Source organism: Flavobacterium sp. HNIBRBA15423, assembly GCF_052655965.1.
On the sequence record NZ_CP199751.1, the window covers coordinates 3,578,451 to 3,603,761 of the forward strand.

25 protein-coding genes are annotated in these 25,311 nt (G+C 30.4%); 12 read left to right on the forward strand and 13 right to left on the reverse strand.

The genetic code is table 11. From position 1 onward, the window contains the following. Positions 1–6 precede the first annotated feature (6 nt). The 4 genes from recA (at position 7) to ACULEV_RS15990 (ending at position 3,883) form a co-directional block, all read left to right on the forward strand. Positions 7–1,011, forward strand: a complete 1,005-nt coding sequence (gene recA, locus ACULEV_RS15975) for a recombinase RecA (protein ID WP_445456043.1) — start codon at positions 7–9, stop codon at positions 1,009–1,011. A 96-nt stretch (positions 1,012–1,107) separates the two neighbouring features. Beyond that, positions 1,108–1,512, forward strand: a complete 405-nt coding sequence (locus ACULEV_RS15980; protein WP_445456044.1) for a hypothetical protein — start codon at positions 1,108–1,110, stop codon at positions 1,510–1,512. Positions 1,513–1,529: 17 nt separating this feature from the next. Continuing rightward, positions 1,530–2,072, forward strand: a complete 543-nt coding sequence (locus ACULEV_RS15985; protein ID WP_445456045.1) for an RNA polymerase sigma factor — start codon at positions 1,530–1,532, stop codon at positions 2,070–2,072. After that, entirely contained in the window at positions 2,069–3,883 is a 1,815-nt protein-coding gene (locus ACULEV_RS15990; protein WP_445456046.1) for a hypothetical protein, read from the forward strand. The genes ACULEV_RS15985 and ACULEV_RS15990 overlap by 4 nt, the downstream gene beginning before the upstream one ends. 121 nt (positions 3,884–4,004) lie before the next feature. On the opposite strand, the gene ACULEV_RS15995 is transcribed toward ACULEV_RS15990, so the two are convergent. Both ACULEV_RS15995 and ACULEV_RS16000 read right to left on the reverse strand, forming a co-directional pair. Further along, positions 4,005–4,349: a toxin-antitoxin system YwqK family antitoxin gene (locus tag ACULEV_RS15995; RefSeq protein ID WP_445456047.1), complete on the reverse strand. Its 345-nt coding sequence runs from the start codon at positions 4,347–4,349 to the stop codon at positions 4,005–4,007. A gap of 166 nt (positions 4,350–4,515) precedes the next feature. Beyond that, entirely contained in the window at positions 4,516–5,523 is a 1,008-nt protein-coding gene (locus ACULEV_RS16000; protein WP_445456048.1) for a TlpA family protein disulfide reductase, read from the reverse strand. 94 nt (positions 5,524–5,617) lie between these two features. Here ACULEV_RS16000 and aspS point away from each other — a divergent pair, with 94 nt between their 5' ends. From aspS to ACULEV_RS16015, 3 genes are all read left to right on the forward strand, one after another. Next, a complete protein-coding gene (aspS, locus tag ACULEV_RS16005; RefSeq protein WP_445456049.1) occupies positions 5,618–7,363 on the forward strand; it encodes an aspartate--tRNA ligase in 1,746 nt (581 codons plus the stop codon). Positions 7,364–7,406: 43 nt separating this feature from the next. Next, positions 7,407–7,640: a hypothetical protein gene (locus tag ACULEV_RS16010; protein WP_445456050.1), complete on the forward strand. Its 234-nt coding sequence runs from the start codon at positions 7,407–7,409 to the stop codon at positions 7,638–7,640. Between the two features lie 75 nt (positions 7,641–7,715). After that, positions 7,716–7,916, forward strand: coding sequence for a cold-shock protein (locus tag ACULEV_RS16015; RefSeq protein ID WP_045969567.1), 201 nt, complete (start codon positions 7,716–7,718; stop codon positions 7,914–7,916). A 62-nt stretch (positions 7,917–7,978) separates the two neighbouring features. Here ACULEV_RS16015 and ACULEV_RS16020 read toward each other — a convergent pair whose 3' ends face one another. The 10 genes from ACULEV_RS16020 to ACULEV_RS16065 form a co-directional block, all read right to left on the reverse strand. Then, entirely contained in the window at positions 7,979–8,461 is a 483-nt protein-coding gene (locus ACULEV_RS16020) for a hypothetical protein (RefSeq protein ID WP_445456051.1), read from the reverse strand. 3 nt (positions 8,462–8,464) lie between these two features. Next, on the reverse strand, positions 8,465–9,616 hold the full coding sequence (locus ACULEV_RS16025) for a beta-ketoacyl synthase N-terminal-like domain-containing protein (RefSeq protein WP_445456052.1): 1,152 nt from the start codon (positions 9,614–9,616) through the stop codon (positions 8,465–8,467). A 161-nt stretch (positions 9,617–9,777) separates the two neighbouring features. Beyond that, entirely contained in the window at positions 9,778–11,049 is a 1,272-nt protein-coding gene (gene bioA / locus ACULEV_RS16030) for an adenosylmethionine--8-amino-7-oxononanoate transaminase (RefSeq protein ID WP_445456053.1), read from the reverse strand. A 91-nt stretch (positions 11,050–11,140) separates the two neighbouring features. Next, a complete protein-coding gene (gene bioD, locus ACULEV_RS16035) occupies positions 11,141–11,761 on the reverse strand; it encodes a dethiobiotin synthase (RefSeq protein ID WP_445456054.1) in 621 nt (206 codons plus the stop codon). Between the two features lie 54 nt (positions 11,762–11,815). Then, positions 11,816–12,955 carry an aminotransferase class I/II-fold pyridoxal phosphate-dependent enzyme gene (locus tag ACULEV_RS16040; protein ID WP_445456055.1) on the reverse strand — a complete coding sequence of 380 codons (1,140 nt, stop codon included), beginning with the start codon at positions 12,953–12,955 and terminating at the stop codon, positions 11,816–11,818. A 62-nt stretch (positions 12,956–13,017) separates the two neighbouring features. Further along, positions 13,018–13,299: a F0F1 ATP synthase subunit epsilon gene (locus ACULEV_RS16045; protein WP_445456056.1), complete on the reverse strand. Its 282-nt coding sequence runs from the start codon at positions 13,297–13,299 to the stop codon at positions 13,018–13,020. A 72-nt stretch (positions 13,300–13,371) separates the two neighbouring features. Next, positions 13,372–14,883 (reverse strand): F0F1 ATP synthase subunit beta, encoded by a 1,512-nt coding sequence (atpD, locus tag ACULEV_RS16050; RefSeq protein ID WP_445456057.1) that lies wholly within the window; start codon positions 14,881–14,883, stop codon positions 13,372–13,374. A 152-nt stretch (positions 14,884–15,035) separates the two neighbouring features. Then, positions 15,036–16,883 (reverse strand): glutamine--fructose-6-phosphate transaminase (isomerizing), encoded by a 1,848-nt coding sequence (gene glmS / locus ACULEV_RS16055; protein WP_445456058.1) that lies wholly within the window; start codon positions 16,881–16,883, stop codon positions 15,036–15,038. Between the two features lie 8 nt (positions 16,884–16,891). After that, the gene (locus ACULEV_RS16060) at positions 16,892–18,550 is read right to left on the reverse strand and encodes a DUF4270 domain-containing protein (RefSeq protein ID WP_445456059.1); all 1,659 of its coding nucleotides are present in this window, start codon (positions 18,548–18,550) and stop codon (positions 16,892–16,894) included. A gap of 18 nt (positions 18,551–18,568) precedes the next feature. Next, positions 18,569–19,375: a glycogen/starch synthase gene (locus ACULEV_RS16065; protein ID WP_445456060.1), complete on the reverse strand. Its 807-nt coding sequence runs from the start codon at positions 19,373–19,375 to the stop codon at positions 18,569–18,571. Positions 19,376–19,483: 108 nt separating this feature from the next. On the opposite strand from ACULEV_RS16065, the gene panC reads away from it, so the two are divergent. The 5 genes from panC (at position 19,484) to radA (ending at position 24,397) form a co-directional block, all read left to right on the forward strand. After that, entirely contained in the window at positions 19,484–20,332 is an 849-nt protein-coding gene (gene panC, locus ACULEV_RS16070) for a pantoate--beta-alanine ligase (RefSeq protein ID WP_445456061.1), read from the forward strand. A 64-nt stretch (positions 20,333–20,396) separates the two neighbouring features. Next, positions 20,397–20,747 (forward strand): aspartate 1-decarboxylase, encoded by a 351-nt coding sequence (panD, locus tag ACULEV_RS16075; RefSeq protein WP_445456062.1) that lies wholly within the window; start codon positions 20,397–20,399, stop codon positions 20,745–20,747. Between the two features lie 2 nt (positions 20,748–20,749). Next, positions 20,750–21,709, forward strand: coding sequence for a lysylphosphatidylglycerol synthase transmembrane domain-containing protein (locus tag ACULEV_RS16080; RefSeq protein WP_445456063.1), 960 nt, complete (start codon positions 20,750–20,752; stop codon positions 21,707–21,709). A 102-nt stretch (positions 21,710–21,811) separates the two neighbouring features. Next, positions 21,812–23,026, forward strand: a complete 1,215-nt coding sequence (locus ACULEV_RS16085) for an alpha/beta hydrolase (protein ID WP_445456064.1) — start codon at positions 21,812–21,814, stop codon at positions 23,024–23,026. A 6-nt stretch (positions 23,027–23,032) separates the two neighbouring features. Then, positions 23,033–24,397, forward strand: a complete 1,365-nt coding sequence (gene radA, locus ACULEV_RS16090; RefSeq protein ID WP_445456065.1) for a DNA repair protein RadA — start codon at positions 23,033–23,035, stop codon at positions 24,395–24,397. A gap of 9 nt (positions 24,398–24,406) precedes the next feature. On the opposite strand, the gene ACULEV_RS16095 is transcribed toward radA, so the two are convergent. After that, complete coding sequence (locus tag ACULEV_RS16095) at positions 24,407–25,261, reverse strand: phytanoyl-CoA dioxygenase family protein (RefSeq protein WP_445456066.1); 855 nt, start codon at positions 25,259–25,261, stop codon at positions 24,407–24,409. Positions 25,262–25,311: the final 50 nt, after the last annotated feature.

Genomic DNA, 25,311 nt, shown 5'->3' on the forward strand with positions numbered 1-25,311 from the left:
TAGATTATGAGCTCAGATAAAGATGCAAAGTTAAAAGCCTTACAATTAACATTAGACAAACTAGATAAAACCTACGGAAAAGGAACAGTAATGAAAATGGGAGATGCTGCTGTAGAAGAAGTAGAAACCATTTCTTCTGGTTCACTAGGTCTTGACTTAGCATTAGGAGTAAATGGCTATCCAAAAGGAAGAATTATAGAAATATATGGTCCAGAATCTTCTGGTAAAACAACTTTAACGCTACATGCCATAGCTGAAACTCAAAAAGCTGGTGGAATTGCAGCATTTATAGATGCGGAACATGCTTTTGACCGTTTTTATGCAGAAAAACTTGGTATTGATATAAACAACTTAATTATTTCTCAACCAGATAATGGAGAACAAGCGCTAGAAATAGCTGAAAGTTTAATTCGTTCTGGTGCGGTTGATATTGTTGTTATTGACTCAGTAGCTGCTTTGACGCCAAAAAGCGAAATTGAAGGTGATATGGGAGATTCTAAAATGGGATTACATGCTCGTTTAATGTCACAAGCGCTGCGTAAATTAACAGGAACAATTCATAAAACCAATTGTACAGTGTTCTTTATCAATCAACTTCGTGATAAAATCGGAGTAATGTTTGGAAGTCCAGAAACAACAACTGGAGGAAATGCATTAAAATTCTATGCATCTATAAGAGTTGACATTCGTCGTTCTTCACAAATTAAGGATGGAGAAAATGTAATTGGAAACAGAACAAAAGTAAAAATTGTTAAAAACAAAGTTGCTCCACCCTTTAGAACAGCCGAATTTGACATCATGTATGGTGAAGGAGTTTCAAAAGTAGGTGAAGTATTAGATTTAGCAGTAGAATTTGAAATTATTAAAAAAAGTGGGTCTTGGTTTAGCTATGGAGAAACAAAACTAGGTCAAGGTAGAGATTCGGTAAAAGCTTTAATAAAAGACAATCCAGAATTAATGGATGAACTCGAAGCAAAAATAAAAGAAACCATAAAAGGAAATAATGCTTAAAATAAAAAATCACGAAAATATTCGTGATTTTTTATTTTAATACGCAACCCTTTTTAAAAACTTGCATCTTAAATAAAATTAACAATAACACATATTATGAAAAGGATACTTTTTTTACTAAGTATATTTTTAGTATTAAACTCTTGTAGTATTGATGAAGGAGAAAAATACCATTTTCAGCTCTTAGCTGTTGAAGAAGCAACTGTACCAGATAGTTTTGAACTAGGTGGAACTTATGAAATAAAATTAAAATATTACAGACCCACAACCTGTCATGTTTATGATGGATTATATTATGACAAATATTTAAACACAAGAACAATTGCTATTAGAAATGTTGTTTTTGAAAGAGACAATTGTAGTCCAACCGACACAGAATTAACAGAAGTTACTTTTAATTTTCATGTAACTAATAATGGATCTTATATATTTAAATTTTGGCAAGGTACAGATGCAAATGGCGAAGATGTTTATTATGAAGTAGAAGTTCCTGTTATTTGATAAAACAGAAATAAATTTTGATAATTGACCAACTCATAAATGATTGTAAAAAAGGAAATACTAAGGCTTTTGAGCAGATATACAGACTATTAAGTCCAAAAATATTTGCAGTTTGCCTTAAGTATTCGAGAAGTTATGAGGAAGCACAGGATAATTTACAAGAAGGTTTTATAATTTTATATGAGAAAATAAATCAATTTCATTTTAAAGGATCTTTTGAAGGTTGGGCAAAAAGAGTAGTAATTAATCATATCCTTCAACAATATCGAAATCAGGGCATTTTTGAAATTATTTCGGAAAACTTACCAGATGATTCGGAAATTGAAGTAGATGAAGAACAAGTCTCTCTTGATTTTTTAACAAAAATAATCCAAGAGTTACCCGATAGATATCGATTAGTATTTAATCTTTATGTAATGGATGGTTATTCACACAAAGAAATAGCAGAAATGCTAGAAATTAATATTGGAACTTCAAAGTCAAACTTAGCAAGAGCCAAAGCTATTTTAAAAAATAAAATTGAAGCAAACACTAATGCTTCAATTCCAAAGATAAAATGAAAGAGAATAAAAACATAGAACGTCTATTTCAAGAGAAATTTAAAGATTTTGAGGTATTACCACCTGAAGATTCTTGGAATATAATAGCGTCTAGAATAGAAAACAAAAAGAAGAAAAAAAGAGTAATTCCATTTTGGTTAAAAGCTTCTGGAATTGCAGCATCTTTATTTCTAGGATTACTTTTAATTTTAAATTACGAATCGAATACTATTGATACTAATCTAGAAAAAAAAGTTGTCTTTGAAGAGAATAAGCCAAAAAATGAAATTAAAAACAAATCAACAAACACTAAAGAAAAGATTATAAAAAATGAATTTGAGGTGGTTGAAAATGAAAATAATTTAAAATCTGAAAACGAAATTTCATCAAATAAAAACAATTTAGAACAGCCTAATTTGATTCAAAATCAAAAAAATAGCTCTAATACAAAAAATGAAACGGTGGTAATTGTAAGCAATAATAAAATAGACAAATCATCATTAAACAAGAATGAAAACTCTAATAAAAATATAGTTGAAAAAGAAAGCATTTTTCTTAATAAAACTAATGAATCAACAATCGTTTCAAATAAAAATAAAAACGACAATTCTAGTGATTTAGTAAAATTGAATGAGAAAATAATTGAAGAGAATGATATTATCACTAACAATCAATTATTCACAACTACTAAAATAAAGAATTCTAATACTAATATAGAGACAACTTCAATTAACAATAATAAGCAAGTTGTTAGTGAGATTTCATTAGAGAAAACAAATATAAACCCAGAAGAAATTATAAAAAATTTAGATACTAAAATAAATTCTAACGGGATTATTACAGAGAACAACAGTAATAAAAATAATATTATATCGAATACAAAAAACAATAATTTAGTTGGAATTAATAATTCTAATAAAGAAAAAACAAACACTGAAACTATAAACAATACAATAAATAAACCATTAGACATAATAAAACAAGACAATGGATTTATTAAAGATAGTACTATGGTCGTTACCGAAGTAGAAACTGAGGTAAATGCTTTAGAACAATTGCTTAAAGAAAAGGAAGAGGGAAAGAATGCTGATGAAAAAGAAAAAGAGAAAAGAAGTAAATGGGTGATTAGTAGTAATGCTGCACCCGTTTATTTCAATTCAATTTCTGAAGGCTCACCAATCGACGAACAATTTATTAGTAATGAGAAAAGTTATGCACAAACATTAAGTTACGGCTTAGGTGTACAGTATGCCATTACAAATAAAATAAGTATTCGTTCAGGAATTAATTCCATTAATATAAATTATAATACTAATGACGTTTATTATTCTAGTGCTTTAAGACAAGTAAGTACTTCCTCTTTAAACATTTCACAAAACACAAATGCACAAAATCTTGTTTTAAAAAATGCTCCTTCTTCTATTGTCTCTTCTTCCTTATCAGATGATGTAGAAAACTTGAACGAATCTAATCTAGCAAGTTTAAACCAAGAAATGGGATATATAGAAATTCCTTTAGAATTAAGTTATAAAATTCTTGATAAAAAATTTGGAATTGAAGTTATTGGAGGAATGAGTACTTTACTTTTAAACAAAAACAATATTTCTTTAGTTTCAAGAGGTTCTGAAATGAATATAGGTGAAGCAAATAATTTAAACGATATACATTTTAGTAGTAATGTCGGTTTGGGTTTTAATTACAACTTTTGGAAATCTTTCCAATTAAACTTTCAACCCGTATTTAAATACCAAATCAATACTTTTAATTCCAATTCTGGAAACTTTAAACCTTATATAGTTGGTTTATATTCTGGAGTTAGTTTTAACTTTTAACTTTTTAGTTAAGCTTAAATTTTAGTTGAGTGTTTCATAACTTTTATTAACAAAAGAATGAAACTGAAAAAGTCCCAATATTTTGGGACTTTTTTATGCTGTAAGAAAAAGAAGAATCTATTTAATTTTTCACTAAAGCTTCTTTAGACCATTTTTTAACCTCTGCGATTCTGCTATTTGCAAAATCTACTTCGTTTAAAGCTGTATCATTCCAAAAAAACCATTTACCTGTTTTATTTCCGTTTTCATATTCACCCATAGCTTGTTTAGAACCATCATGATTATATGAAACCCATTTACCATGTAATTTACCATCTAAATAAAAGCCTTCTTGTTTAACCTGACCATTATCATAAAAATAAGTAGCTTTAACCATTTGATCAACCACTTCATATTTTGGTTTTACTTCTTGAGCTGACATCATTCCTGAAACCAGTAAAACTGCTGCAATTACTATCTTTTTCATATCTTTTAAATTAATAGGTTAATGATTCTCTAACAAATATATAAAATATTTTACATAAAAAAAACTTTTACTTAACAATTTAATAACATTGGAGAATATTAAACAAAAAAAATACCAATGCTTTCACACTGGTATTTTTTATATTTTATTGTAAAAAAAAGTATAATTACATATTAAAAAATTCTCCTAAGGTTGAATCTAAAGCTTGTGATGAAGGTCTAGGAGCATCAGCAAAAATTACCTTTCCGTCTGGTCCTATCAAAATAAATCTCGGTATAGAATTTATTCCAAATGCTTTTATAAAATCTGAATTCCAATTATTGTCAGCAAATAATTGAACTCCTCCTAATTCTTTATCAGTAACAAATTTTTTCCATTTTTCATGATCCTTTTGAGTATCTACAGAAATACTAACAAAAACAATATCTTTTCCATGAAATTTCTCTTCTACCTTTTTTAGGAACGGAATTTCTGCTCTACATGGACCACACCATGTTGCCCAAACATCAATATACACATACTTTCCTTTAAAATCCTCTAATTTTGTTTTACCTCCTTTATGGTTTTCGTAATTAAATGATGGACTTATAGCTCCATTCATTTTTTCTGCCACTTTCTTCTGAGCATAAAATTGGCTTAACATAATCGATTCTTGTTGAATCATTGAAGTTAACATTTGAGATAAAGAAGCATCAACTCCAGCTTTTTCTAATTGAGATAAATCTCCCATTTTCTTTTTCTCCAAACTAGCATTAAAAGTAGATTCATCTTCTGTGAATAAAACATCTAAATCTTTTTCAAATGCTTCATCAGTTAAGGCTTTTTGCGCTAAATAATTGTTCTCTTTAGCACCATTCCCTTCATATTTAATAGACTCATCAAACTTCTTAGCATCCATAGTCAACTTCAAATTATATCCATTTTTTAGGAATAATAAAGTCGTCTCTGAACCATCAAATAATTGAAACAATCCATCTGCTGGAATTTCAAAAGCCTCTTTAAACTGCCCTCTTTTATTTAGGCGTAACGTTTTCTTAAAATTTTTACCAGTCGCTAAGACTATCGAGTCTGAATTACGATTTGCTATTTTACCCTCGAAAGACACCATTTGAGACGTTTCCTGAGCATTAACAGATAAAACTGCAAATAGGAATAATATCACCAATTTTTTCATAAGACTTAAATTGAATTAAAAATAAACTTCAAATCTAATAAATTAAAGCGATAAAATTAATATTTGTTATTACTTTTGCATAAATTTTAAGAAAATGTATAGAAGTCATACTTGTGGAGAACTAAACGCTACACATATTAATACAGAAGTAACATTAGCTGGTTGGGTACAAAAATCACGTGATAAAGGATTTATGATTTGGGTTGACCTTAGAGATAGATATGGGTTAACTCAATTGATATTTGATGAAAAAAGAACCGCTTTGACTGTTTTTGAACAAGCAAAAACGTTAGGAAGAGAATTTGTTATCCAAGTCAAAGGAACTGTTATTGAGCGTGAATCTAAAAATAAAAATATTCCAACAGGTGAAATTGAAATTTTAGTTTCAGAACTTACTATCTTAAATGAAGCGATAATTCCACCTTTTACAATTGAAGATGAAACAGATGGCGGTGAAGATATTAGAATGAAATATCGTTATCTAGATATTCGTAGAAATCCTGTAAAAAACAACTTATTGTTTCGTCATAAAGTAAGTATGGAAGTTCGTAAATATCTTTCTGATAAAGGATTTTGCGAAGTAGAAACTCCTTATTTAATAAAATCTACTCCAGAAGGAGCACGTGATTTTGTGGTGCCAAGTAGAATGAATGAAGGACAATTTTATGCTTTACCACAATCTCCTCAAACATTCAAACAATTATTGATGGTAGGAGGAATGGATAAATATTTTCAGATTGTAAAATGTTTTAGAGATGAAGATTTAAGAGCCGACCGTCAACCAGAATTTACTCAGATTGACTGTGAAATGGCTTTTGTAGAGCAAGAAGATATTTTAAATATGTTTGAGGGTTTAACACGTCATTTACTAAAAGAAATAAAAGGAGTTGAAATAGCAAAGTTTCCAAGAATTACTTATGATTATGCTATGAAAACCTATGGGAACGACAAACCAGATATTCGTTTTGAAATGAAATTTGGTGAGCTAAATACTGTAGCGCAACATAAAGATTTTAGTGTTTTCAATTCAGCAGAATTAGTTGTAGGAATTGCTGCTCCAGGTTGTGCATCTTATACTAGAAAAGAAATTGATGCTTTAATTGATTGGGTTAAAAGACCACAAATTGGAGCTTCAGGAATGGTTTATGTAAAATGTGAAGAAGACGGAAGTTTTAAATCTTCAGTTGATAAATTCTATGACCAAGAAGATTTAAAAAAATGGGCTGAAACAACAAATGCAAAAGCAGGTGACTTAATCTTAATCTTATCCGGAAACGCAGACAAAACAAGAACCCAACTTTCTGCATTACGTATGGAAGTAGCTACTCGATTAGGATTAAGAAAATCAGATGAATTTGCACCATTATGGGTAGTTGATTTTCCTTTATTAGAATGGGACGAAGAAAGTGGTCGTTATCATGCGATGCATCATCCTTTTACTTCTCCAAAACCAGAAGATATTAAACTAATTGAAACAGCACCTAGAAAAGTTAGAGCCAATGCTTATGATATGGTTTTAAATGGTAATGAAATAGGTGGTGGTTCTATTCGTATTCACGATAAAGACTTACAATCTAGAATGTTTGATTTATTAGGATTTAGTAAGGAAGAAGCACAAGCACAATTTGGTTTCTTAATGAATGCATTTGAATTTGGAGCACCTCCTCACGGTGGATTAGCTTTTGGTTTAGATAGATTAGTATCCATTTTAGGCGGACAAGAAACAATTCGAGATTTCATTGCTTTTCCAAAAAACAATTCTGGAAGAGATGTTATGATTGATGCTCCTGCAAAAATTGACGATAAGCAATTGGATGAGTTACATATTCGATTAAAATAAAATTTTAGGGTTCTTTTTTGAACCCTTTTTAATTCTTTAAAAAATGAAATATATTTTACGCTTTTTACTTTTATCATTTTTTTGCCTAGTAGGTTATGGTTATTTTCTTAAAAATTCTGAAAACCCAGAAGGTGATAAATGGATTGGTTTAGGTGTTCTTTTACTATCCTTAATTTTAATGCCTTTATTTATTTTTCATAGATACAGAAAAAAGAATATTAAAGATTTTGTACTAAAAAACATACCAAAAGAAGAGGAAAAGTCTGAAAATCAATAATTTTTTTATCCAAAACCGTGTTTGTTTCACAAATAAGTATATCTTTGAATATTATTAATTATTTTATATTACAACATGCGAACAGGCACAGTTAAATTCTTCAATGAAGAAAAAGGTTACGGTTTCATCACTGATGAGGAAACAGGAAAAGACATTTTCGTACACGCTAGTGGAATGAGAGTTGAGTCATTAACTCAAGGAGAAAGAGTAAATTACGAAGAAGAAGAAGGAAGAAAAGGTAAAGTAGCTGCTCAAGTAGTAGTTATCGAAGACTAATATATAATTATTTTTTGATTACCTAGAAAGATTAAAAGTCCTGCAATTGCAGGACTTTTTTATTATAACCATTTCTTTTCTATTTCAGTAGCATCTAAAATATCAATTCCTAAAGCTAACTTAAAATGATTAGCCACTTCCAAAGCATCTTCTTTATTGTCAGTTTTATAAAAAGTAAAATGTTTATTCCTATTGTAAAATAAGTTTACCAATATTATATCATATTTATGAGTAGTTTCTGCTGATACAACTCTTACAGTTTGGCTTTCTTTAGTCTTAAAAACAGATATATATTCAAAATTTGGAATTGTTTTCCATTTTCCTGTTTTAAAACCAAATAATGAATTAAATGTTCTAAATGTCTTGGCAGACAAATTAATTTCTGATCCTTCAGCCACATTCAACCCTAACCCAATTATTATAAATATTAAAGCAAACAAACTTCCTGTTAATAAAAGCATTGTTACTCCTAAAATAGCAAATGAAAAACCGAAAAAGCGCTTTGCAAAAGCAATATTTTTTGTATAACTGATAATTGAATCCATATTTTAGTTTGAAATTAATATACTAACTGCATTTCCACCAAAACCAACCGCATTAATTAACACCTTATGAATCTTTTTTGGTTTTTCTTGTTGATAAAAAGGAATTGAGATGGCTTCTTGATTTTGAATCATTAAAAGTCCTAATTCTAAACTCAATATCCCAGAAGCACCAAAAGAGTGTCCTAATTTCCATTTATTCGTTGTTAAAAAAGGAAATTGGTTTCCAAATACTTTTTTAATGGCATTAAATTCCGATAAATCTCCTTTTATAGTTCCTGGTGCATGCATAACAATAGCATCTACTTCTTCTAAAGGTGTGTTTTGCAAAGCCATTTTCATTGATTTTTGAAAACAATCTGCTTCTGTAGAAATAGAAATATTGTGCTCCAAAATTTCTGTCGCATAACCCATTCCTTCAATGTAAGCTAAAGCATTTATTACGTTACCAGCTTCTAAAGTAATTACACTAGCTCCTTCCCCTAATACCATTGTATTTTCTTTTTTATTCAAATCAAATGCTTTACATGGGTAATCATCTTCTTGCTTTGAATAGATATTTAAAGCTTGCATTTGAGCTATTGTAAAAGGTGTTAAAGAAGCTTCTGAGCCTCCAACAATGAATTTATTTACCATTCCTGCTTTCATCCATGCCACACCATTTAATAAGGCATGTAAAGAAGTAGAACAAGTAATAGAATGTGAAATTTCTGGCCCAGAGCTTTGTAAATCATTAGCGACCCAACTCGAAATATTTCCTAATGTGGTTGTGGGTGAAGCTAAAGTACTTACTTTATTAGTTTTTATAAATTCTGTATGATATTTTTCAAATAATTCTGTTGCTCCACGTGAGGAACCTATATTTATTCCGAAAATATCTTTGTTAGTCCAACCTACTTTTTGTATAACTTGTCGAGAAACATAAATAGCATATAAAACAGACTTGTCTAAATTGCGATATTTAGAATCGGATTCTTGTAATTCATTAATTGCTAAAGATGTTTCTACTGGAAGAGTTGCTGTCCAAATTTCCTTTGTACCTAATTGTTTTTTAGAAATAGCTGTTTTACTATTTAGATATTCTTTCCAAATAAGATTTTGCTTATTTCCTAAAGCAGAAATTGACGCTATGGCTGTTATGGCAATTTTTTGGTTCAAAAGGTTTATGGTTTTATAAATAGCCCTGATGGTAACGAAAATCTTTTAATAATTTGCCAGAAAAACATTTTGACAAATTTAGTGTGACAAATTATTAAAAATTGTAGTGAACAGCAGGAAAATGGATTGCAAATATACCCAGACATTCGCTCCTAACAAAATTAAATAATAGCTAATGCTTTTTCGATGGTTGTATAAACTTTTTCTAGTTGGACATCGGTAATAATATAAGGTGGTAAAATATAAATAATATTACCGACAGGTCTTAAAATAATTCCATTTTCTATGAAAAACTGGTAAAGTTTGTTGCGCAATTTTCCATAATAGTCTTGTTTTCCATCCACTTTAATTTCTAAAGCAAAAATAACGCCCAAAACTCTTGTGGAAACCACTTTATGATGTGTTTTAATGCGTTCGGCAAATGCTAAATGTTGCTGATTTACTTGATTAATATTACCTTGCATTTCATCTGTTTCTAATAGTTTAATTGCGGCTAAAGCAGCTGCACAACCAGTAGGGTTTGCAGTAAACGTATGCCCATGAAATAAGGCTTTATTCGTGTCGTCATCATAAAACCCGTCGAAAATTTCTTGCGTAAAACTAGTAATTGCCATAGGAATTGTTCCTCCAGTTAAAGCTTTTGATAAACACATCATATCTGGTTGTTGTGCTAAATAATCACAAGCAAAGTTTTTACCCGTTTTACCAAAACCTGTCATTACTTCATCTGCAATAGTAAACACTTGATGCTTTTTTGCAATTGCAATTAATTGATCTAAAACAGTTGCAGAGTACATAATCATTCCAGCTGCTCCTTGCACTAAAGGTTCAAATATAAAAGCCGCATATTCATTGGTTATAACCAAATCTTCAAAAGCTTTTATTGCTTTTTCTTCATTACCAATGGTCGGAACAGGAATACGAACTACTTCCAACAGAGAACCTTTATAAGCGTCAGTAAAAAAAGAAATGCCACTTGCTGCCATAGCTCCAAAAGTATCTCCGTGAAAAGCATTTTCAAAAGCGATAATCTTAATACGTTTCTCTCCTTTATTATAAAAAAATTGTAAAGCTGCTTTTATAGCTACTTCAACTGAAGTGGAGCCATTATCTGAATAGAAAAATTTCTTTTGATTAGATGGTAAAATTTTAGAAAGTTTTTCTGAAAGTTGAATTACTGGTTCGTGAGTAAATCCTCCAAAAAGAACATGTTCTAATTGTGTTAGTTGTGTATAAATTGCTTGTGCTATAAAAGTATTACTATGCCCAAACGGATTTACCCACCAACTAGCAATAGCGTCTATATATTCTTTCCCATGCTCGTCCCAAAGTAATGCTCCTTGACCTTTTATAATTACTGGATTAGGAAAAGCGGTTTTATGTTGTGTATAAGGATGCCAATTATATAATATATCTTTTTCAGATAGTGTCATTTTGAAGTTAGAATTTAGAAGTCAAAAGTTAGAATAGAATGAAACACAAAGATAAAAGTCTATTTTCTTTTCTCTTTATTCTTTCTTATTTTTATTTAATTTTTAAAAGTTTTTCTCTAAAAAAATCAGCATAATATCGAATTACATTTTTATCGAAATAAGGTTCGTTTTCAACTCTTCCTAAAAATACCATACCCGTTTTTGAAAGAATTATTTCTTCTGTTGCTTTGTTTTCATCTCCATTAAAAATAATACCAGCTAGGTTTATTTTTCTATTTTGTAAAGCTTCAATAGTTAACAAAGTATGATTGATACTTCCTAGATAATGCCTTGAAACAACAACTACTTTGTAGTCTGGTCGAATTAAATCAAGAATGGTTTCCGTAGCATTTAAAGGAACGAAAATTCCTCCCGCACCTTCTATTATCAAATGGTTTTTAGTTTTTGGCTCTTTTATTTTTTTTATATCAATAGTCAAATTATCCAATTCTGCAGCTAGATGAGGACTTGCTGGAGTTTTTAATGAATAACTATTTGGATGAAAAATAGTTTTTGAATTTGAAATATAACGTTGTATTTTATGAGTATCGGAATCTTCTAAATCACCTGCTTGAATGGGTTTCCAATAATCAGCTTCCAAAGCTTCAGTGATAATAGCAGATGAAATAGTTTTACCAACATCAGTGCCAATTCCTGTAATAAAAAGTTTCATTGTAAACTGTTTTTGCAAAGGTCGGAAACTATATACAAACAGCCCAGCATTTTATTATTTTTCCTTAATTATCTCTTTTAAAAATTCTAATGCAGTTTTAATCTCTTCCTTAGAGTTATAAGAATGTAAACAAAAACGAAGACGTTCTTGTCCTTCAGGAACTGTTGGAGATAAAATAGGTTTTACATCAAATCCTTTTTCAATTAAAAAATTTGAAGCAAACTTTACATTTTCATTACCTGAAATCACAATGGACTTTATAGAAGATTCAAAATTAGAATTACCAATTACTTTATTAAAATATTTTGAATTTTCTTTTACTATTTCAATTGCTTTTTGGCTTTTTGCCAATTCTTGATAAGCAACTAAAATAGTCGCTATTGCATGTGGAGGAAGTGCTGTTGTATAAATTAAACTTCTAGAAAAATTGACCAAATATGTTTTTAAATCATTACTCCCCAAAATAGCAGCTCCATGACAGCCTAATCCTTTTCCGAAAGTCATAATACGAGCAAAGACTTTATCATGAAGTTGTAATCCTTGTACTAAACCTTCTCCTCCTGAAGTTTCTGGATTTCCAAAAACGCCTAAAGCATGTGCTTCATCAACAACAAGTAAAGCTTTATAATTTTCAGAAATTTGAGCTAATTTTTTCATATTTGGAGAATCACCATCCATAGAAAAAACAGATTCTGTAACAACATAAATTTCAATAAACTCATTCTGAAAGCGTTGAAGTAGTTTTTCTAAATCTTCCAAATCGTTATGCTTGAACTTGTAGGCTTTTGCCAAACTCATTTGTATTCCATCACGAATGGACGCATGGCTTAACTCATCATACAAAATAACATCATTTCGTTGTGGAACTGCGCTAAAAAAACCAACATTAGCATCATAGCCCGAATTAAAAATCAACGCGTTTTCTGATTGATGGAATTTCGAAATATAAGCTTCCGTTTCAATATATAAATCATGATTTCCTGAAAGTAATCGAGAGCCTGTTGCACCATTACTTGTTATTTCTCTATCTAATAATAATTGATGCGTTTTTTCAAAAATAGTTTTACTTCTTGAAAATCCTAGATAATCATTAGTAGCAAAATCAATTAACTGAGATTGTTCTTTTAGCGTTCGTAAAGCATTATTTGCTTTTCTAACTTCTAATTTATCTTGTAGTGTTTTTGGGAGTTTCATTTTTCAAAAATAAAAAACTCCTACAAAAAGCAGGAGTTTTTAACTTATAAAGTTTTATTGTTTTAATCTGCTAAAACAATAACCTTATTATCTTTCATTTCGATAGTTCCAGAATTTATTGGTAACCAAAATGTTTGCTCATTCACTTTATTGAATTTAGAAAGAAATTCTTTTTGAATTGTAATGTTTTGAGCATTTATTTTTACATTTCCTTTTATTAACAAAGACACAATTGGAGCGTGATTGTTAAGCATTTGGAACTCACCATTTACTCCTGGAACTGCTACAGAAGTAACTTCTCCTTTAAATAATGTAGCTTCTGGTGATACTATTTCTAAAATCATTTTTTTTAGTTTTCAGTCTCAGTTTTCAGTCTCAGTTTCTGCTAACTGCTACCGATAACTGATTACTAGTTATTATGCTTCTGCTAACATTTTTTCTCCAGCTTCAATAGCTTCTTCAATAGAACCTTTAAGGTTAAATGCTGCTTCAGGTAAGTGGTCTAACTCACCATCCATAATCATATTAAATCCTTTGATAGTTTCTTTGATGTCTACTAATACTCCAGGAATACCAGTAAATTGCTCAGCTACATGGAAAGGTTGAGATAAGAAACGTTGTACACGACGTGCTCTTGACACAACTAATTTATCATCTTCTGATAACTCCTCCATACCAAGAATAGCAATAATATCTTGTAATTCTTTATAACGTTGTAAAATCTCTTTTACTCTTTGAGCACAATTATAATGTTCGTCACCTAAAATAAGTGGAGTTAAAATACGAGAAGTAGAATCTAATGGATCTACCGCTGGGTAAATACCTAACTCAGCAATTTTACGAGACAATACTGTTGTTGCATCTAAGTGAGCAAAAGTTGTTGCAGGTGCAGGGTCAGTTAAGTCATCCGCAGGTACATAAACTGCTTGTACCGACGTAATTGATCCTGTTTTTGTAGATGTAATACGTTCTTGCATAGCACCCATTTCAGTTGCTAAAGTAGGTTGGTAACCTACCGCAGATGGCATACGTCCTAATAATGCAGATACTTCAGAACCAGCTTGTGTAAAACGGAAAATATTATCAACGAAGAAAAGTACATCTTTTCCTTGTCCATCTCCAGCTCCATCACGGAAATACTCAGCAATTGTTAAACCTGATAAGGCAACACGTGCACGAGCTCCTGGTGGCTCATTCATTTGTCCGAATACGAAAGTAGCTTTCGATTCTTTCATGATATTTTTATCTACTTTTGATAAATCCCATCCACCTTCTTCCATAGAGTGCATGAAATCATCACCATATTTTATAATTCCAGATTCTAACATCTCTCTCAAAAGGTCATTCCCTTCACGAGTTCTTTCTCCTACTCCTGCGAATACAGAAAGACCACCGTGACCTTTTGCAATATTATTAATCAACTCTTGAATTAATACGGTTTTACCTACTCCAGCACCACCAAAAAGACCAATTTTTCCTCCTTTTGCATAAGGTTCAATAAGATCAATTACTTTGATTCCTGTAAATAAAACTTCTGTAGAAGTTGATAAATCTTCGAATTTTGGTGCTGGTCTATGAATTGGCAAACCATTTGAACCTTCTTTAGGTAAATCTCCTAAACCGTCAATTGCATCACCAATTACATTAAATAGACGACCAAACACTTCAGAACCAATAGGCATCTGAATTGGCGTTCCTAAGGAAACAACTTCTTGTCCTCTAGATAAACCGTCAGTAGAATCCATAGAGATTGTACGAACAGTATCTTCACCAATGTGAGATTGTACTTCTAATACTAATTTTGTTCCGTCTGCTTTAGTGATTTCTAATGAATCATAAATTTTAGGAAGCTCAGCATTTTCCGTGTTAAATACCACGTCAACAACTGGTCCGATAATTTTTGCAACTTTTCCTGTAACTTTAGACATTGCTTATGTATTTATTAAATAGCTATTTAGTATTGAAAAACACTTCTATTTTTCAGAGTGCAAAGATAGTTTTTTTGTAAACAATTTTGCAATTAATTTTTTGAATTTTTTGCAATAAAAAAGCGAAAAATTAATTTTTCTCTTTAAAAATACTATTCTACAGTAACCGATTTTGCTAAATTCCTAGGTTGATCAACATTACAACCTCTCATTACTGCAATATGATAAGACAATAATTGTAAAGGAATTGTAGTTAATAATGGAGTTAATGCTTCAATAGTTTCAGGAATTTCAATCACATGATCTGCTAAAGCTTTCACTTGTGTATCTCCTTTTGTAACTATAGCAATAATTTTACCACTCCTAGATTTAATTTCCTGAATATTACTCACTACTTTGTCATAATGCCCTTTATTTGGAGCAATTACAACTACTGGCATTGATTCATCAATTAAAGCAATTGGTCCGTGTTTCATTTCCGCAGCTGGGTATCCTTCTGCATGAATGTATGATATCTCTTTTAATTTTAAAGCTCCTTCCAAAGCTACTGGAAAATTATAACCTCTTCCTAAATACAAACAATTAGGAGCATCTTTATAAATTTTCGCAATTTCTTTTGCTGCATCGTTAGTTTTTAAAGCTTCTGCAACTTTTTCTGGAATTAATTCTAATTCTAATAAGTAACGTTGGTAATCTGAATTTGCCATTTTACCATTGGCTTTAGCCAAACGTAATGCTAAAAGAGTTAAAATAGTTATTTGAGTAGTAAATGCTTTTGTAGAAGCTACCCCAATTTCTGGACCAGCATGTGTATAAGCTCCTGCATGTGTTTCTCTTGATATAGAAGAACCTACTACGTTACAAACTCCAAAAACAAACGCTCCATTTTCCTTGGCTAATTTAATTGCTGCTAGAGTATCTGCGGTTTCTCCTGATTGAGAAATTGCAATTACAACATCATCTTTATTTATAATTGGATTTCTATATCTAAATTCCGAAGCATACTCTACTTCAACTGGTATTCTTGCAAATTCTTCAATTATATATTCGGCTACCAAACCAGCGTGCCATGAAGTACCACATGCTACTATAATGATTCTTTCTGCATTCAGAAATTTTTCAATATTATCTTCAACACCAGACATTTGAATTATCCCTTTGTTAGCCAAAAGTCTTCCTCTATAGGTGTCTTTTATCACACTTGGTTGTTCGTATATCTCTTTTAACATGAAATGTTCATAACCTCCTTTTTCAATTTGTTCCAAATTCATTTGCAACTCTTGAACATAAGGATCTACTAAAGAATCATCTTTAATTTTACGAACTTTCATTGGTTTATGCAAACGCACAATAGCCATTTCTTCGTCTTCTAAATAAATAGCATTTGAAGTATATTCTATAAAAGGTGTAGCATCAGAAGCAATGAAGAATTCATCTTCACCTATACCAATAGCCAATGGGCTTCCTAATCGAGCCACCACTATCTCATTTGGTTTTTCTTTATCAAAAACAGCAATAGCATAAGCTCCTACAACTTGATTTAAGGCAATTTGAACCGCTTTTCCTAAGCCTACATTTTCTTTTTTCTTTACATCTTCTATTAAATTCACTAAAACTTCTGTATCTGTATCAGATTGAAAAGTATAGCCTCTTTTAATTAATTCTTTCTTTATAGGTTCATAATTTTCAATAATTCCATTATGAATAATTACTAAATTTCCAGAATTAGAGTAATGTGGATGCGAATTAACGTCATTGGGTACTCCATGAGTTGCCCAACGTGTGTGTCCCATTCCAACTTTACCAACTTTAGTGTTCTCTCTTTCGGCTTTAGCTTCTAAGTCAGAAACTTTTCCCTTTGTTTTAGACAATTTTATATCTGTACCATCATACAATACAACACCTGCGCTATCATATCCTCTATATTCTAATCTTTTTAAACCTTTGATTAAAACTGGATAAGCATCTCTATGACCTATGTAACCTACAATTCCACACATAAAATTAATTAATTAGGTTTTGTATAATAAATTTCCAACTTCAGTTTTTTAGTCTCATCTGTTGTGTTGTTTCCGTAAACAATTGTTCCTAAAGGACTTATAATTGATCCGACAGGAAGTTTCTCGTTTCCAAAATTAGTCCCCTCAAAAACAGTATAACTACTTGAATTATTTATATTTTGAGTAACAGACAATCCTAATCTAACATTTTTATTGGTGTTTTCATTTTCACCATTAATAATATTATTTATATGACTTCTTAATCTTATTTTATATTTTACACCCAAATCGGTATCATCTTCATCCACTTCTAAAATTCCACCAAAAAGTAATTTATTATTTTTTGGATCAGTCGCAGTTGAACTATCAAAAATATAATCTAACAGAGGTGTATTATTAGTTGCATCGTACAAATAAATTCTAGTTGCATTTTTTTGCCCGTCGTTCTTAACATAGAAAGTCAAAAAAGCATCATTTACTAAAATATTTTCAGCTCTTAAAGCTTCTAATTCATCAGGAACGTTGTTGTTATCTGCATCAGCACCAAATAAATCAATAAAAACTACTGATCCATCGTTTCCTTTTGGACACAATAATTCATCTCCTGTTACTGTATTTGAATTATTAAAAATATTATCATATTCAGTAGAAAAATCATTTTCAAAAAAGTTAACTGTATTACCAGATAAATTTAATCTTAAAGATTTCTTTTTTAATTCAGCGGTTGCCTCATCTGTATCTTTTGAATGATATTGCATTGTAATATATCCCTTTGAAAAATCCAAAAATGCAAGTGCATCATCATCCGAACTATTTTCATTCATTTGAAAATACAATCCTTTAAAATATTCTTTAAAAATATTATTATTTAACAAATTTGAGGAAGAAGCATTAAGCATTATGGTTTCAAAACGTTCTGGATCTAAATTAATCCACATACCAGGAGCTAATCTTTCTTTTACTACTTTCGCTGTTTCATCTGTAGTAATATTTCCATTACTGTCTAAAAAGTCTCCATTAGCATTTCTCTTGTACAGTTTTATTTCCTCTTTACTGAATTTAAATTCTGTTGTTTCAGAAGCAATTGCTCCCGTAAATTCATTCAAAGGAGCACCATCAAGATTATCTTCAATTAACGCTCTATCAGTATCACCTGAATAATATTTTTGACGAACAGTCGGGTCAACTGCATCAAAATCTCTTAAAAAATAACCACTTTTATATATCTTTAAATCAAATGTAGCCGTTTCAACATTTTCTCCATAAACAGAATTTAATACATAGGTATTGGATTCATTACCTGTACCAGTAGCTGTTTGAGTGCTCAAATAAGGCACATATAAATACACTGAATCATTCTCCTTAATCTCTGCTGCATAACCGAGATCAGGATTAACACTTGCCAGTGTTACTTGAGTTACAAAAGTAGCCTTTGTGGTTCCAAAAAAACCATCTTTATAGAATCCTAACATATTTGAAGGCAAATTATTAGACTGTACAGCACCTGTCTTTTTTGTATAAGCTACTACACTAATATCGTCTCTTCTCTCTAACCCAAAATGATCATCTCCAATAACATCCGACCCCAAAGTATTAAAATCTTTGTCACAAGAAATTAAAAACATCACACTCAATACCAGAGCACTATTTAAAACAATTTTTTTCATGTAATTAAAAAAGGTAATTTATAAAATATGTTTCTTGATAAACGCAGTATATAATTCACTCACTTTATCTTTAGTGGCGAAAGGTAAAAAAGGTTTTTCTGAAGTTTCTATATATTTTGTTAAAGTTGGATTTAAGCCTTCAGATCCAATAACAATACCATCTGAATGATCTATTGTAAGCTTCATTAAATTTTCATAATTAGGAACCTGTATTTCTTTAGTAATATCTTTCGAAATATTATCAAAACTCATTTTTCCAACTAATTCCGAATTTAATTCTCCTTCAAAACCTAAATTATAAACTGAAGTAATAATTTTTGTATCTGCAAAAATCCCTTCATTTTTATAATAATGTTTCAAATAAACGGGTAGTAAGGATGCCATCCAGCCATGAACATGAATAACATCTGGAACCCAATTTAGTTTTTTAACCGTTTCAACTACTCCTTTGGCAAAAAAGATGGCTCTCTCGTCATTATCAGGATACAAAATTCCTTCTTCATCAGTAAAAGTAGCTTTTCTTTTGAAATACTCATCATTATCAATAAAATAAACCTGAATTCTTTCTTTAGGAATTGAAGCAACTTTTATAATAAGAGGCATATCCATATCATTAACTACTAAATTCATTCCAGACAAACGAATAACTTCATGTAGTTGATGTCTTCTTTCATTAATATTTCCATATCGCGGCATAAATATCCTTATTTGTCCCCCAATATCATTAATCATTTTTGGAAATTCATATGATTGCAACGAAACTTCGTTCTCAGCTAAATAAGGCACCACTTCAGATGATACGTACAATATCCTCTTTTCTTCCATAATTTATTTTGTTTAACAATTTGTTTTTAAAAAACACGCAAAATTACAAAAATTTATGGATTTATCTAGTAAAATAGTAAGTTTGCATACTAATTAATATAAAACCTTATGGTCGTTTTTACCGAAAAGAACGTTTTATCATCGCATTTAAGTTCATTACTAAAAGAAAATAAAACCATTGGACTTGTTCCTACCATGGGAGCACTTCATCAAGGCCATTTGTCTTTAATAGAACTATCTTCTAAAGAAAACGACATTACAGTGGTAAGTATTTTTGTAAACCCTACACAATTCAACAACAAAGAAGATTTAGATAAATACCCGCGAACTTTAGATGCTGACATTCAAAAAGTGGAGACTTTAAATACATCAATTATCATATATGCCCCTTCTGTAAAAGACATTTATGAAGAAACTATTTCATCAGAAAGTTTTGATTATGACGGTTTAGAATTGAAAATGGAAGGCAAACACCGAATAGGACATTTTGATGGTGTAGGAACCATCGTTAAAAAATTGTTTGAAATTGTAAATCCTTCAAAAGCTTATTTTGGAGAAAAAGATTTTCAACAATTGCAAATTGTAAAAACACTGGTCAAAAAGCACGCTTTACCAGTTGAAATTATTGCTTGTCCTATTTACAGAGAAAAAAGTGGTTTAGCTATGAGTTCGAGAAATGAACGCTTATCTTCTGAATCAAGAGAAAAAGCCGCTTTTATTTTTAAAACTTTACAACGTGCTAAGAAATTATTTGCTACTAAATCAGCTAAAGAAGTTACTAAAATAGTTGAAGAGGCTTTCAAAAAAAGAAAAGAATTTACTTTAGAATATTTTGAAATAGCCGATGAAGAAACCTTAAACATTTGTAAAAGAAAAGACAAAAACAAAAAATACAGAGGTTTTATTGCCGTTTTTATTGACAATATTCGATTAATTGATACTATTGTTATGAACTAAAAAACAAATAACACATTTCCTAAAAAAAAATAATTAATTTATACAAAATAATTAACTTTGCACCATGCATATTCAAGTAGTAAAATCGAAAATTCATCGTGTAACCGTTACAGGAGCCGATTTGAATTACATAGGAAGTATTACCATTGACGAAGCGTTAATGGAAGCTTCTAACATTATAGAAGGTGAAAAAGTACAAATTGTCAACATTAACAATGGGGAACGTTTAGAAACTTATGCTATTAAAGGACCTAGAAATACAGGTGAAATAACGCTAAATGGACCTGCTGCAAGAAAAGTACACAGAGGAGACATAATCATTATCATTTCTTATGCCTCTATGGACTTTGAAGAAGCAAAAAATTTCAAACCTTCATTAGTTTTTCCTAATGAAAAAGATAATTCATTGATGTAATTTTGACTTTTTCATTTAAAAAATTTCTAAAAACAACCATCCCATTACTCATTGGAATAGGTTTAATTTATTATCAATTTTCTTCATTTAATGAAGAGGAGTTAGAACGAATAAAAGGTTATTTTAAAAATGCTAATTATTTCTATGTCTTTTTATCCATATTCATTTCTTTATTTGGTTATTGGTCAAGAGCTTACCGATGGAAATATTCTTTAAATCATTTGGGTTACGAGCCTAAATTTCATAATTCTTTCTTTGCAGTTAGCATCTCCTATTTATTAAATTTGACAATTCCTCGCTCTGGAGAAATCAGCAGAGCTGTCCTTTTAAAAAAATATGAAGGGGTGCCTTTTGATAAAGGTTTTGGAACAATCGTAGCAGAAAGAGTGGTAGACTTCCTTATCTTTCTCCTTTTTGTAATTACTGCTTTTTTTCTTCAGTTTGAAAAAATAAGTGCCTTCATATTTTCACATGTTTCTCCTAATAAAATAATAGTACTTTTAGGAATTGGTTTTGTGGGTTTACTCTTTTTTTTATTCTTATGGAGATGGGCAAAATGGCCTATTATTCTTAAAATAAAAAGTAAATTCAATGGTTTAACAGAAGGCATGACCAGTATTTTAAAAATGAAAACAAAATGGAAATACTTAGCACATTCCTTTTTTATCTGGTTTTCTTACTTAATGATGTTTTATGTTTGTATTTTCTCCATTCCAGAAACAGCAAACATTTCATTTGATATTGTAATTATGGGATTCATTTTTGGAACACTTGCTGTAGGATTTACAAATGGAGGAATTGGAGCTTTTCCTATATCTATTGCAAAAGTATTATTACTATATGGAATTGCTGAAGATGCAGGTACAGCATTAGGATGGATTATTTGGACTTCACAAACTTTACTAACTATCGTTTTAGGCTTAACTTCTTATTTGCTTTTGAATATTTTCAATAAAAATTAATTAGTATATTGCCACATATTAAGTGCTGTTTTTAATACCAAAAATAGTATCATTAAAATTGTCATAAAATTATTAAATCATAAAAAACAAATTATATAAAAAATGAAAACAAAACTTCTTTTACTATTCATTTTAATAACTTCTTTTACTTTTTCTCAAAGAATTACAGAAACAATTCAATCAAAAAAACTGGGAGAAGAAAGAGGATTTACAGTTTCACTTCCAACTAATTATGAGTTTGATGTGGAGAAAAAATACCCTGTTTTAGTTTTACTAGATGGAGAATATTTATTAAATCCTTTTGAAGGAATACTAAAATATGGAAACTATTGGGACGATTTACCCGAAATGATAATAGTAGCTGTTAATCAAAATTATGATGAAAAACGTTTTGATGATAGTGATTATGATGGAACTGGCTTACCGTCTGGAAAAGGAGCCAATTTTTTTGAATTTATAGGTTTTGAATTATTACCTTATATTGAAGGAAAATACAGAACTCAACCCTTTAGAATTATTGCTGGACATGACACTACAGCTGGTTTCTTAAATTTTTACTTATATAAAGATGACCCTGTTTTCAACGGATACATTTCATTGGCTCCAGAAATGGCTCCTCAAATGGACAAAAGAATAGCGGAACGCTTAGCATTAATTAAAAAACCTATTTTCTATTACTTAGCTATTGGTCAAGGTGACTTAGCCGATATTAACCAAGGAGCAAAAATATTAGATAAAAATATTGCAGCCATTCCTAACAAAACTTTTAGTTATCAATTTGATCAATTTAAAGGAGCTACTCATTATTCATTAGTCGCACAAGCTATTCCTCAAGCTTTGTATTTTATTTTCCAAGGTTACCAACCTATTTCTATGATGGAATACAAAGAAAAGATAGCTACTCTAGATAAAGGGTATGCCCAATATCTTATTGATAAATATACTAAGCTAGAAGAAAAATTTGGATTAAAATTAAAACCGCGTTTAACTGATTTCAAAGCAATTGAAGCTGCTATTCTTAAAAATAAAGCTTATTTCGAATTACAAGATTTAAGCAAATATGCAGAAAAACAATATCCAAAAACAACTTTAGGAACGTATCACCAAGCGCTATATTATGAAAAATCGGGTGAGTTTAAAAAAGCGGCTAAAGAATATAAAAAAGGATATGCTTTAACCGAAATTAGAGAAATTACAAGATCTTTTATGCTTGATAAAGCCGAAAGTTTGAAAGACAAAGAAGACAAATCTACTGTTGAGGAATATGCAGAACCTTTACCAGAGGAAAATGGTGAAGAAAAAAAAGAAAGTGAATAATTAAATATGGCAAAAGTTAAAACAGCCTTTTTCTGTCAAAATTGTGGTACTTCTTTCTCGAAATGGCAAGGTCAGTGTCATGCTTGTAAAGAATGGAATACCATAGTGGAAGAAGTTATACAAAAAGAAGAAAAAGTTTCTTGGAAAACGGGCACTTCAACTGAAAACTCAAAGGCTGCAAAACCACTACTGATTAAAGAAATAGATACCACTCAAGAAATACGATTAAATACTACAGATGGTGAATTAAATCGTGTTTTAGGAGGTGGGTTAGTTCCTGGTTCCTTAACACTTTTAGGAGGTGAACCAGGCATTGGAAAAAGTACACTTTTACTCCAAATTTCTTTAAAATTACCATACAAAACCCTTTATGTTTCTGGTGAAGAAAGTCAGAAACAAATAAAAATGCGTGCAGAACGTATTGTCCCCAATAGCGACAATTGCTATATCCTTACGGAAACCAAAACTCAAAATATTTTCAAACAAATTTCAGAAATGCAACCTGAAATAGTGATTATAGATTCAATTCAAACGCTTCATACCGATTATATTGAATCTTCTGCTGGAAGTATTTCTCAAATTAGAGAATGTACAACAGAGTTAATTAAGTTTGCCAAAGAAAGTAATGTTCCAGTAATCCTGATTGGTCACATTACTAAAGACGGAACCATTGCAGGTCCAAAAATTTTAGAACACATGGTTGACACCGTTTTACAATTTGAAGGAGACAGAAACCACGTTTATAGAATTCTACGTTCCTTAAAAAACCGATTTGGTTCAACTGCTGAATTAGGAATTTATGAAATGCTAGGCAACGGATTAAGAGAAGTAGATAATCCCTCTGAAATTTTAATTTCGCACAAAGAAGAAGAACTTTCAGGAACAGCAATTGCTTGTACGCTAGAAGGCATGCGCCCTTTAATGATAGAAATTCAATCATTAGTAAGTTCCGCAGTATATGGCACACCGCAAAGAAGCACAACAGGTTATAATGCCAAGCGATTGAACATGATTTTAGCCGTTTTAGAAAAACGAGCAGGTTTTCGTTTAGGAACTAAAGATGTCTTTTTAAACGTAACAGGTGGAATAAATGTTGATGACACAGCCATTGATTTAGCAGTTGTAGCAGCTATTCTTTCGTCTAACGAAGACATTGCCATAGCTGAAGGCTTTTGTTTTGCTGGAGAAGTAGGTCTTTCTGGAGAAATAAGACCAGTAAATCGCATTGATCAACGTATTCAAGAAGCCGAAAAACTAGGTTTTACTACTATTTTAGTTTCCAAACATAACAAAATTTCGTTAAAGAATACTAAAATTAAAGTCGTGTTAGTTTCTAAAATTGAAGATGTAGTTAGTGAATTATTTGGATAATTTGCCTTTTTAATTAGGCACTTCAAAACAATAATTGGAAGGTTTTGCTTTTATAGGAATGGAATAAATTTCATCCAAAGCATTTCTTATTTCTTGCTCCGTCTTATAATAATTAAAATTCTCTTTTTGCCAATCAAATTGCTCAAGTGAAGGATTTTGCATTTTATAATAACTTGAGGCTACATGCAATAAATTAGTTCGATTGGCAACCAATTCATTAGAATAAATAGCTTCAGTTTCCACTTGTTTAGCCGATAAAAATTCGAAATAAACAACCCTTCTTTTTTCATTCTTCTTCAAAGGTTCTGAGCTATGGGCTAACATCATATCATGCACAAGAATGTCACCAGCTTTCATGGGCACTTCAATAAATACCTCTTTGGATAATTCACAAATACTTTTAGTACTCAAATGACTTTTTGGAATCACTCTAAGCGCTCCATCTTCTAAATTAGCATCGTCTATGTAAATTCCAACAGTAAAACAACTTCCAGTTCTTCGATGCATCATGTCTTGGTGCCACAAAACAGGTAAATTGTCTCCTAAATTTTTAATTACTGCAAATTCCTGGATAGCAAAAAAATCAGCACCGCAAATAGCATGGGCAATATCTAACAAAAAAGGAGTTCCTAATAATTCCAAACAAGCTAAATTGTTTTTATAACATAACAATTCAATATTCGTAATGAATTTTTTATCATCAACTTGTATAGTAACTTTTTGAGAATCATTTACATCAGAAATTACTTCATCAAAAAAGAGGTTCAATTTATGTAGTAATTCTTGCGATAAACAATTAGAAAGTTTAACAATGCCTTCTTCATAAAATTGATTTAATTGCTCTGGTGTAATGTGCTTGTTCATTTAAATTGTTTATTAAAAATTTTTGTTACTAGTATCTTTTAGAGAAGCTG